Origin of the sequence: Streptomyces sp. ISL-66 (genome assembly GCF_018614135.1) — a bacterium.
GTDB lineage: Bacteria > Actinomycetota > Actinomycetes > Streptomycetales > Streptomycetaceae > Streptomyces.
Map to the genome: position 1 here is coordinate 1 of NZ_JAGGOW010000179.1, position 10,219 is coordinate 10,219.

The 10,219-nt window shown below is 70.2% G+C and carries 8 protein-coding genes and 2 pseudogenes; 4 read left to right on the plus strand and 6 right to left on the minus strand.

The window, feature by feature from the left end; translation table 11 throughout:
* The 3 genes from J7E97_RS30740 to J7E97_RS30750 all read left to right on the plus strand — a co-directional run.
* Window positions 1-886: glycoside hydrolase family 26 protein (locus tag J7E97_RS30740; protein ID WP_215034118.1), on the plus strand; the 886-nt coding region annotated here is incomplete at its 5' end.
* A 178-nt stretch (window positions 887-1,064) separates the two neighbouring features.
* A complete protein-coding gene (locus J7E97_RS30745; protein WP_215034120.1) occupies window positions 1,065-2,513 on the plus strand; it encodes a glycosyltransferase family 2 protein in 1,449 nt (482 codons plus the stop codon).
* A gap of 78 nt (window positions 2,514-2,591) precedes the next feature.
* A complete protein-coding gene (locus J7E97_RS30750; RefSeq protein ID WP_215034122.1) occupies window positions 2,592-3,830 on the plus strand; it encodes a hypothetical protein in 1,239 nt (412 codons plus the stop codon).
* Between the two features lie 34 nt (window positions 3,831-3,864).
* Here the strand turns inward: J7E97_RS30750 and J7E97_RS30755 are convergent.
* The 6 genes and pseudogenes from J7E97_RS30755 to J7E97_RS30780 all read right to left on the minus strand — a co-directional run bounded on the left by J7E97_RS30755 (window position 3,865) and on the right by J7E97_RS30780 (window position 10,016).
* Window positions 3,865-4,468 (minus strand): annotated as a pseudogene (locus tag J7E97_RS30755) (transglutaminase family protein).
* Window positions 4,469-4,512: 44 nt separating this feature from the next.
* On the minus strand, window positions 4,513-5,595 hold the full coding sequence (locus tag J7E97_RS30760) for a low specificity L-threonine aldolase (protein ID WP_215034124.1): 1,083 nt from the start codon (window positions 5,593-5,595) through the stop codon (window positions 4,513-4,515).
* A complete protein-coding gene (locus tag J7E97_RS30765) occupies window positions 5,592-6,353 on the minus strand; it encodes an SDR family oxidoreductase (protein WP_215034126.1) in 762 nt (253 codons plus the stop codon). Before J7E97_RS30765 ends, J7E97_RS30760 begins: the two co-directional genes overlap by 4 nt.
* A 26-nt stretch (window positions 6,354-6,379) precedes the next feature.
* Window positions 6,380-7,792 carry a DUF6421 family protein gene (locus tag J7E97_RS30770; RefSeq protein ID WP_215034129.1) on the minus strand — a complete coding sequence of 471 codons (1,413 nt, stop codon included), beginning with the start codon at window positions 7,790-7,792 and terminating at the stop codon, window positions 6,380-6,382.
* An 80-nt stretch (window positions 7,793-7,872) separates the two neighbouring features.
* Window positions 7,873-8,880 (minus strand): alpha/beta hydrolase fold domain-containing protein, encoded by a 1,008-nt coding sequence (locus J7E97_RS30775; protein ID WP_308346862.1) that lies wholly within the window; start codon window positions 8,878-8,880, stop codon window positions 7,873-7,875.
* Window positions 8,881-8,891: 11 nt separating this feature from the next.
* Window positions 8,892-10,016: an LLM class flavin-dependent oxidoreductase gene (locus J7E97_RS30780; protein WP_215034130.1), complete on the minus strand. Its 1,125-nt coding sequence runs from the start codon at window positions 10,014-10,016 to the stop codon at window positions 8,892-8,894.
* 49 nt (window positions 10,017-10,065) lie between these two features.
* On the opposite strand from J7E97_RS30780, the pseudogene J7E97_RS30785 reads away from it, so the two are divergent.
* Window positions 10,066-10,203: pseudogene (locus tag J7E97_RS30785) on the plus strand (PadR family transcriptional regulator); the annotation flags it as partial.
* Window positions 10,204-10,219: the final 16 nt, after the last annotated feature.

Below are 10,219 nucleotides of genomic sequence, written 5' to 3' on the forward strand. Positions count from 1 at the left end.
GGCCGGCGGCACGGCCGGCGGCTGCCCCTCCCCCGAGCTGGCGCTCCCGGAACTCGACGGTCCGTCCGGCATCGTGGGAATGTCTTTCCACCAGCCCTATCCGGGCGCTCCGGTCAAGGACTTCCGGTACGTGCAGGCCAAGGGGGCGCCGGGCGGAGCCGATCCGGACTGGTTCGCCAAGGTCGTCGACCACGAGAACAACACTCCCGAATACCGGGCGCTGCTCGACGACCTGAAATTCCTCGCGGACCACCTCGACTTCTTCCAGCAGCGCGGGATCCCGGTGCTCCTGCGCCCCTATCACGAGATGAACCTCGCGCGGGACGGAGGATTCTGGTGGTCCGACCAGGACCCGGCCGCGTACCGCGCGCTGTGGCAGATCATGTACCACTACCTGGTGGATACCCGGGGTCTGCACAATCTGATCTTCGTATGGTCTCCGGTGCCCTGGCCGGACAACGCGGCGCCGTTCGCGTACTACCCCGGCGACCGTTACGTCGACATGGTGGGCGTGGACGACTACACGGGCACCGGCTACGGCGGCGAGCCCTTCAGCGCCTACTGGTACCGGCAACTGGCCCGCTTCGACAAGCCGCGCGTCCTCGCCGAGAGTTCCCGCGTCCCCGGCTCCTCGCAGGGGCGCGAGGTCCTGGAAGCCGCTCCCTGGACGATGTGGACCGTGTGGGGCCAGGCACTGTCCGCGGACAACGTGTCGGCCCCGAAAGAGGTCAATTCCCTCTCCGACGTGAAGGATTTCTACGGAGCGTCAGACCGCGTGATCACCGGAGGAACACGACAATTCGGGTCAACGGTCGATTGGGGGCGACTGGGCCGCCCACCGGAATGGAATCGGGACTTTAGCCCCTCGGCGCCGAAACTCAAGTAGAGCAAGATATTCCACTTGTTTGTGGCCCGCATCACCATACGAACGCCTTCCGGCGTGGACTTCTCCGCTCGGCGGGGAGTATCTTCGTCCAGGCCCGTTCGCGCATGGCCAACCAATTGCGGGCGCCACCGGATTCCGGCCTTCAGGAATAACCACCAGCCCAGAAAGCTTCCTCGCCATGTCGCCCCGGAGTGCCCAGAGACAGCCCGCCCCGTCCCGGCACTCGGCCAGGCAGGAGCGCAAGATCCTGGAGTGGAAGCCCGGCATCGCCTCCTTCTTCGTGCCGTTCGTCCTGCTCACCGTCTTCGGCATGCGGTTCTACCAGCCGAGCGATTCGCTCGTCAGCTGGATCCTGACCGTGGTCTGGTCCCTGCCGGTCATCGGCACGCTCGTCGGCATCCAGGGCGCCCTGCTCATCCGGCGCCGGGCGCGGCGGGCGCACGAAATGGTGCCGCCCGCCCCGGCCGAGGCCGATTTCCTCATCGCCCTCGTCCCGACGATCGGCCGCCACGACACCTATCCCGCGCTCGAGCGCTCGGTCCGGTCCTACGTCGATCACCTGCCGGCGTTCTTCCCGTACATGCGGGTGGACGTCCTCACGGAGGAGGGCTGCGAGGCCGCCGAGAAGATCGCCGAGCTCGGCCGCCACCCGCTGGTCCGTGTCGTCACCGTCCCCAAGGCCTACGCGACGCCGAACGGCACCCGTTTCAAGGCGCGGGCGAACCACTACTCCCACGAGCTGCGGATCGCCGAGGGCGAAGCCCTGGAGCACGTGTGGGTCCTGCACATGGACGACGACACGGGCGTGGGGCCGGACACCGCCTCCTCTCTGGCCCAGTTCATCAACCGCCAGCGCCGGGCGCACCCCGACGAGGCCAAGCACATGGCCCAGGGCATCCTCACGTACCCGCGCGAGAACGCCGTGAGCCTGTTCACCTGGCTCGCCGACGCGGTCCGGCCGGCGGACGACATCGCCCGCTTCCGCGCGCTCACCGGCACCGGGACCCCGGCCGCCGGCGTGCACGGCGAACTGCTCGTGCTGCGCGCCTCCGTCGAGGCCACCATCGGCTGGGACTTCGGCCCCAAGGCGATCGTCGAGGACGCCCAGCTGGCGCTGACGTTCTGCCAGCGCTACCCCGGCCGCAGCGACTGGTTCAACGGCCGCTGCTACGGCGCCTCCCCCGCCACGGCGAAGGACTTCGTCAAGCAGCGCGAGCGCTGGGCCTGGGGCCTGGTCGCGCTCTGCGTGAACCGGACCATCCCACTGCGCTACCGCTGGTTCCTCGCGGTGTGCGTGGCCACCTGGGTCCTGGGCCCGCTGCAGCACATCGGCGTGGTGCTCACCGTCTGCTGGCTGCTGGGCGACATGAACACCTCCCCCGTGCTGCAGGGCGTCATCCTGCTGTGGTCGCTGAACTTCGCCTACGTGATCTGGACCTACTGGGAGGGGCTGCGCCTGAACGCGCTCGTCTCCCGGTCGGGCCGGCGCAAGTGGTGGGAGCCGATCGTGGTCCTGGCGCTCATCCCCGTGTTCTCGGTGCTCGAAGGCCTCGGGGGCCTGCGCGGCTTCTTCAAGTACGCCCGCCGCGAGGAGAACCAGTTCGTCGTCATCGCCAAGCCCGCGTGAGCGGGCGACCGGCACGCGCCGCCCGGTCCCGTCGTCCCCGAGTCCCCGAGTCCCCGAAGAGAACCTGAAGCCCTGCCGATGAAGCGATCCCGCCTCCCCATGCTCGCGGTCCTGCCCGTCGTGGTGCTGTCCACCGTCGTGGCCTCCTCCGCGGCGGGAAGCCAGTTCCTCCACTGGAAGGACGGTTCCCTGCTGCCCTCGCTCGGAGCGGACGAGAACGCGTCCGCCCGGCTGACGGCGAGCGCCGGCGAGGACGGCGGCAGGGCCCCTGCCGCTCCCTCCCCGCCCACTGGCGCCGCGCCCCGGGGCGTCCACGTGGAGAAGCCCTGGAAGCCGGGCATGCCGGAGTGGGGCGTGCAGATCTACTGGGAGGACTCGGCGCGCAACACCGACGCCGAGGTGCGGCGCCGCGCCCGGCAGAAGGCGGAGTACATCATCGGGCTGCACGGCAACTCGGTGTCGCTCTCCTTCCCCTTCTACACGAAGGGGAAGGCCTCCAACGAGGTCTTCGCCGGTCCGAACACGCCGACGCCCGCGCACCTGGCGATCGTCCTGAGGGTCTTCCACGACGCGGGCCTGCGCGTGACGATGCGGCCCCTGCTGGACGAGAAGGCTCTCAAGCCGCCGAAGGACGGCTGGCGCGGCAACATCGAGCCCGCCGGCCGGTCCGCCTGGTTCGCCGCGTACACCAAGCTCCTCCAGCCGTACGCCGCGCTCGCCGAGCTGCACCAGGTCGCGAGCTTCGTCATCGGCGCCGAGCTGAACTCCCTCGAGTCCGATCCCGGCTGGAACGGGCTGGTCGCCGCCCTCAGGAAGGACTACAGGGGCGAACTGACCTACGACGCCAACTGGGACAACTTCGTCAGCGGCCCCGTCAAGGTACCGGCGACCTCCATCGGGCTCGACGCGTACTTCCCCGTCAAGGTGCCCGACAGCGCCTCGGTAGCGACCCTGGTCGACGGCTGGAACAAGTGGCTCGACAAGAAGTCCACCGGTCCGATGCCCGAGGTCGTACTGGCCGAGGCGGGCATCGGCGCGATGGACGGCGCCTACCAGGCGCCCGGCGACTTCTACAACAAGCGGGCCGTCAACGAGAACGTCCAGGCCAACTGGTACCGGGCCGTCTGCAAGGTCGTCGTGGACCGGACCATGGAGGGCGTCTACTGGTGGTCGCTCAACTTCGACGACGACCCGTACGCCGCTCCCGGCGAGGGCATCTCCCGGCTGAACTTCGCCGGACGCCCCAAGACCGAGAAGGCGATCCGCGACTGCTTCGGCTCCGCCTACGCGGGCCCCGGCACTGCGCGACAGCACTAGGACGCCGGCGACAGCGGCACCGCCCTCCCGGCGGCTACAGGGCCGTCGGGAGCCTCCGCCAGAGCTCCGGCCGGTCCGCGGACTCCCGCAGGGCCTTCACCGCGGCCGCATGCGGGGCGGGCGTAGAGCTCGGGGTAGTCGACCTCGCCGATGTCCGGGCGTACGGGGAAGGCCAGTTGCTCCCGGTCGAGGGTGAACTGGGCGTCCACTCCGGGCTTGTTGCCGCGCGCGTCCTGGCGGGACCAGTGCGCGCTGCCCGGCAGTCGCAGCGCGATCAGGCCGTGTACGAGGGGCGAGGAGCCGTCGTCATCGGCGAGCCGCTGGTAGCAGAAGCCGGCCGGTATGCCCTGGGCCCGCAACAGGGCCACCAGGGCGTGGGACTTGGCGAAACAGATGCCGTTGCGCGTGCTCAGCACGTCGGAGGCGCGCCAGGTGACGCGCGTATCCCCGGAGTCGGCGGAGTGCGGGATCGTGTCGCGGACGAACTCGAAGGCCACCTTGGCGTAGGCGTACGGGTCCCCGTCCGTGGCGGTCCACAGGGCGTCGGCGGTCTCGTGGACCACGGGGTGCCCGTGGTCCACGATGTCGTCGGCCGCCAGATAGGCGGCGAGGTCGGGCTGCTCCTGGATCAATTGCATGATCCAGGAGCATATCTATGCGTCGATCCGCATGCCTATCGAATTTATCGGGCGAGCTCTTCCTTGAGCGCCTGGAGGAAGCCGTCCACGTCGTCTTCCTGGGTGTCGAAGCCGCACATCCAGCGCACGTCGCCGGCGATCTCGTCCCAGAAGTAGAAGCGGTACCGCTCCTGCAGCCGCCGCGAGACCTCGTGCGGCAGCCGCGCGAACACGGCGTTCGCCTGCACCGGATAGAGGATCTCCACCCCGTCCGCCTCGCGGACGCCGGCGGCCAGCCGCTGCGCCATCGCGTTGGCGTGGCGGGCATTGCGCAGCCACAGGTCCTTCGCGAGCAACGCTTCCAGCTGGACCGACACGAACCGCATCTTGGACGCCAGCTGCATCGACATCTTGCGGATGTGCTTCATCTGCCGGACCGCGTCCGGGTTGAGCACCACCACGGCCTCGCCGAACATCATGCCGTTCTTGGTGCCGCCGTAGGACAGGACGTCCACGCCGACCGTGTTCGTGAAGGTGCGCATCGGCACGTCGAGGGAGGCCGCGGCGTTGGCTATCCGGGCGCCGTCGAGGTGGACCTTCATGCCCTTGCCGTGGGCGTGCTCGCAGATCGCGCGGATCTCGTCGGGCGTGTAGACCGTGCCCAGCTCGGTGTTCTGGGTGATCGAGACGACCTGGGGCATCGCCCGGTGCTCGTCCTCCCAGCCCCAGGCCTGCCGGTCGATGAGCTCGGGGGTGAGCTTGCCGTCCGGGGTGGGGACGGTGAGCAGTTTGAGACCCGCCATCCGCTCGGGCGCGCCGCCCTCGTCGACGTTGATGTGCGCCGTTTCGGCGCACACCACGGCGCCCCAGCGGTCGGTCATCGCCTGGAGGGCGGTGACGTTCGCGCCGGTGCCGTTGAACACCGGGAAGGCCTCGGAGTACGGGCCGAAATGGCTCCGGATGACCTTCTGGAGGTGCTCGGTGTACTCGTCCCCGCCGTAGGCGACCTGGTGGCCGCCGTTGGCCAGGGCGATCGCCTCCAGGATCTCCGGATGGACGCCCGCGTAGTTGTCGCTCGCGAAGCCTCGTACCGCCGGGTCGTGGTGCCGACGGGCGTCGGTCCCCCCGGTCGCCGTCCCCGTCCTCACGGTTGCGGAGTGAGCCACAGACGCTGTCCGTTCACCTCGGTGGCGGGCCGCTCCCAGACGCCGGCGATGGCCTCGGCCAGCTCCTTGACGTCGGTGAAGCCCGCGAACTTCGCAGTGGGGCGCTCGGCGCGCATCGCGTCGTGCACCAGTGCCTTGATGACCAGGATCGCAGCCGCCGCGTTCGGGCCGTCTTCGCCCCCCGCCTTGCGGAAGGAGTCGGCGAGCGCCAGCGTCCACGCCTCGGCGGCCGCCTTGCCCGCGTTGTAGGCGGCGTTGGTGGCGATCGGCTTGTGCGCGCCGGACTGGCTGACCAGGACGTAGCGCCCGCGGTCACTGCGCAGCAGTGCGTCGTGGAAGGCGAGCGAGGTGTGCTGGACCGTGCGGATGAGGAGCTTCTCCAGGAAGTCCCAGTCCGCGAGGTCGGTCTCGGTGAAGGAGGCGCTGCCGCGCCAGCCCCCGACGAGGTGGACGACGCCGTCGAGGCGGCCGAAGTCCTTCTCCGTGCGCTCGGCCCAGGCCTTGGTGGCGGCCAGGTCGAGGAGGTCCACGGTGTCACCGGTGACGGTGGCGCCCCCGTGGGCGTAGCGGGCCGCGTCCACGGCTTCCGCCAGGCGCGCGGGGTCGGCGTCGGAGGCGACGACCACCGCGCCCGCCTCCGCGAGGCGGATGAGGGCGGCGCGGCCCGCGGGCCCGCCGGCCCCGGCCACCGCCACTACCGCGCCGCTGAGCTTCCCGTTGCCGTTCCCGGACCCGATCATCTGTGCTGCCTCCTGTGGGCGAGTGCTCACGCGGCTGCCCGCGCGCTCTCGCGGTCCGTCGCGTTTCCTGCAGTGATGCCCTTCGTGGAGGCGATCACGCCCTTGAGCTTCTTGGCGAGGGCCTCATAGAACATGCTGAGCGGAAACTCGTCCGGAAGCACGTCGTCCACGAGCTTGCGCGGCGGCTGCGTGAGGTCGAGGGCGTCGGGGCCCTTGGCCCAGCGGGATCCCGGGTGGGGCGCGAGGTACTCGGCGACCAGGTCGTAGGCCTTGAACCAGTGGACGAGCTTCGGGCGGTCGATGCCGGCCCGGTAGAGGTCCTCGATCTCGGCGCACAGCTGGTTGGTGACCTGCGGGGCGCGCATCCAGTCGATCTTCAGCTTGTTGTCCGTCCAGCGCACGACGTCGTGCTTGTGGAGGTACGCGAAGAGGAGCTGGCCGCCGAGGCCGTCGTAGTTGCGGTTGCGGTCGCCCGACACCGGGAAGCGGAACATCCGGTCGAAGAGGACGGCGTACTGCACGTCACGGCCGTGCTCGTTGCCCTCGGACTCCAGCTTCACGGCCTCCTTGAAGGCGGTGAGGTCGCAGCGCAGCTCTTCGAGGCCGTACATCCAGAACGGCTGGCGCTGCTTGATCATGAAGGGGTCGAACGGCAGGTCGCCGTGGCTGTGGGTGCGGTCGTGGACCATGTCCCACAGGACGAAGGCCTTCTCGCAGCGTCCCTGGTCCTCGACCATGGCGGCGATGTCCTCGGGCAGCTCGATGCCGAGGATGTCCACGGCGGCCGCGGTGACCTTGCGGTAGCGGGCGGCCTCGCGGTCGCAGAAGATCCCGCCCCAGGTGAAGCGCTCGGGGGCCTCGCGGACCGCGATGGTCTCCGGGAAGAGCACCGCGGAGTGGGTGTCGTAGCCCGGGGTGAAGTCCTCGAAGGTGATGCCGAGGAAGAGCGGGTTGTCGTACCGGGTGCGCTCCAGCTCGGAGAGCCACTCGGGCCACACCATCTTCAGCACGACGGCTTCGAAGTTGCGGTCCAGGTTGCCGTTCTGGGTGTACATCGGGAAGACGACGAGGTGCTGGAGGCCGTCGGCGCGGTCCGCCGCCGGGTGGAAGGCCAGCAGGGAGTCGAGGAAGTCCGGCACGCCGAAGCCGTCGGTGGCCCACTTGCGCAGGTCCTGGACGAGGGCACGGTGGTACGCGCCGCCGTGCGGCAGCAGCGGCGACAGCGCCTCCACGCCCGAGACGACGCGCTCGACGGCGGTCGCGGCGGTGGCGCGGGTCGGCGCCCCCTCGGCCTCGAAGTCGATGGAGCCGTCGGCCGACTGCCAGGGCCGGATCTCCTCCACGGCGGCCTTGAGCTCGGGCCACGCAGGGTGGTCTACCACCCGCGCACCGGCGGTTATCACGGCCCCGCCGATACCCGGCACAAGAGTTTCCGTCATGTCACTTCCTCCACAGGAGAACCTCACGTCAAGACAGGGTTACATGCGAGGCCCTCCCGCTCAAGAGGAGATGCGGGAAATTATCCTGCGTCACCCCCAGTTTCGCCGGAAGTCTTCCCGTTCTTACCCACGGAATCGATGACTCCGCCCAGTCGCTCCAAGGCCTGCCGGGCCTCGGGCAGTACGCCGGCCAGCGCGAGGAACCCGTGGAACATCCCGGAACACTCGTCGAGGACCGAAGAAACCCCGGATCCGATCAGCCGGTGGTGGTACGCCTCGCCCTCGTCCCGCAGCGGATCGCACCCGGCGACCAGCACGTACGCCGGCGGCAGCCCGCGCGGATCCGCGGCGAGCGGGGAGGCCAGCGGATCGCGGCCGTCGCCGCCCGGTCCCAGGTACTGCTCCCAGAACCAGCGCATGTGCGTCGCGGTCAGGAAGCAGCCCTCCGCGTTGCTCCGGTAGGACTCCGTGTCCTGCGCGGCGTCCAGGCAGGGATAGATCAGCACCTGGAGGGCGACGGCCGGTCCGCCGTATCCGTGGTGGTCCCGGGCCATCAGCAGGGAGGCGGCGGCGAGGTTGCCGCCCGCGCTGTCCCCGGCCACCACCAGGGCGGCCGGGTCCCCGCCCAGCTCCGCGATGTGCGCGCCGGCCCAGCGCAGGACTGCGCAGGCGTCGTGGACGGCGGCGGGGAAGCGGGCCTCGGGGGCCCGGCGGTAATCGACGGAGACGAAGACGGCCCCGGAGATCCTGCAGAGCTCCCGGACGGTGGCGTCGTGGGTGTCGAGGTCGCACAGCACCCAGCCGCCGCCGTGGCAGAACACCACGGTCGGCCGGGGCCCCGGCCGGAGCAGGGGGTCCGGGTAGTAGACGCGTACGGGGACCGGCGCCGCCCCGTCCGGCCCGGGGACGTCACGGTCCTCCACGGCGCCGACCACGGGCACGGGCCCGGCGGAGCCCGGCGCGGCGGCGAGGATCCGGCGGGCCTCGTCGGCCGTGGTGACGGCTCCGCCGAGATCGGGGAAGAAGGCGGCCATCGCGTCGGCGTAGGGCCGGGCGGCGGGATCGAGCCGGTCGGGCACGTCGGTCACGGCGGCCGCCCCTACGCCTCGCTCGCGAAATGCGGGATGACCTTCTCGCCCCACTGGCGCAGGGTCTCCAGGCAGGCCTCCTGCGGCACGGTCCCCATCTGGATCAGGCACATGATCTCGTCGGCCCCCGCGTCCCTCAGCCGCTCGACGTACGCGATCGCCTCGTCCGCGCTCCCGTAGGCGTGGTCGGCGTTGAAGGTGGCGGTGGCCGTGGGCCGCACCGGGATGTCCAGCTCGTGCAGCCGGGCCACCACCTGCTCGGCCGCCTCGCGCATCCCCGCCGCCTCGTCCGCGCCCGCGACCACCGCCTCGTCCGGGATGCCCGCGCCGCCGTACCAGTGGCCGATGGACTGCGCGAAGAACCGCTGCCCCCGGATCCCGATGCGGCGCGCCTCGTGCGGATCGTCGAGCACGATGGTCGGGCAGAGCACCGAGAAGTGGTCGTTGACCGCGGTGGACACGAAGTGGCCGCCGTCGCGGGCGGCGATGGCGGCGTCGTAGACGGAGCGCATCCGCGCGATGGACTCGGGCCCGGCGAAGCCCATCACCAGCGCGCCGACGCCCAGCTCGGCGGCCCGCACCAGCGTTTCGCCGCGGCTGCACGCCAGGAACAGCGGCGGGTGCGGGGTCTGGCTCGGCCTCGGCAGGATCGGGTGCGGATCGATGTCGATGAGCTCCCCGTGGTACTCCAGCTCCTCTTCCTGCCAGGCCTTCCCGATGATCCGCAGCGCCTCCTCGACCTCCGCCGTGGTGCGCTCCCGGTCCACCCCGCACAGCGAGGTCTCCTGCTCGGTCCCGCCGCGCCCGGCGCCGAGGTCGAGCCGTCCGCCGGAGAGCAGGTCGAGCATCGCGGCCCGCTCGGCGACCCGGACGGGATGGTTGAAGGCGAAGGGCATGCAGACGACCCCGTGCCCGATGCGTATCGTGCTGGTCCGGGCCGCCACCCACGTCAAAAAGATTTCCGGGGCACTCATGTGGGCGTACCACTTCAGGGAGTGGTGCTCCACGGCCCAGATCCGGTCGAAGCCCATCCGCTCGGCGAGCACCGCCTGCTCGACGCAGTCGTGAATGACCTGGTGCTCCCGTTCCACGGTCGGGTCGGCGAGCTGAGCTTCGAAGATCACGGAGAATTTCACGGTGCCTCCAGGGTTGCGTCCCGTACCCGGTCTCACTTCTATTAGGAATATGACTAGTAGTCAGAAGCCGAAGAAGCAAGAGCTGCCGCCGACCGCGTGGGCGGTGCTCGGCCTGCTGTCCTTCCCCGGCGAGCGCACCGGTTACGAGCTGAAGAAGTGGGCGGACTCCTCCCTCCGCTTCTTCTACCTCTGATCTTGGCCAG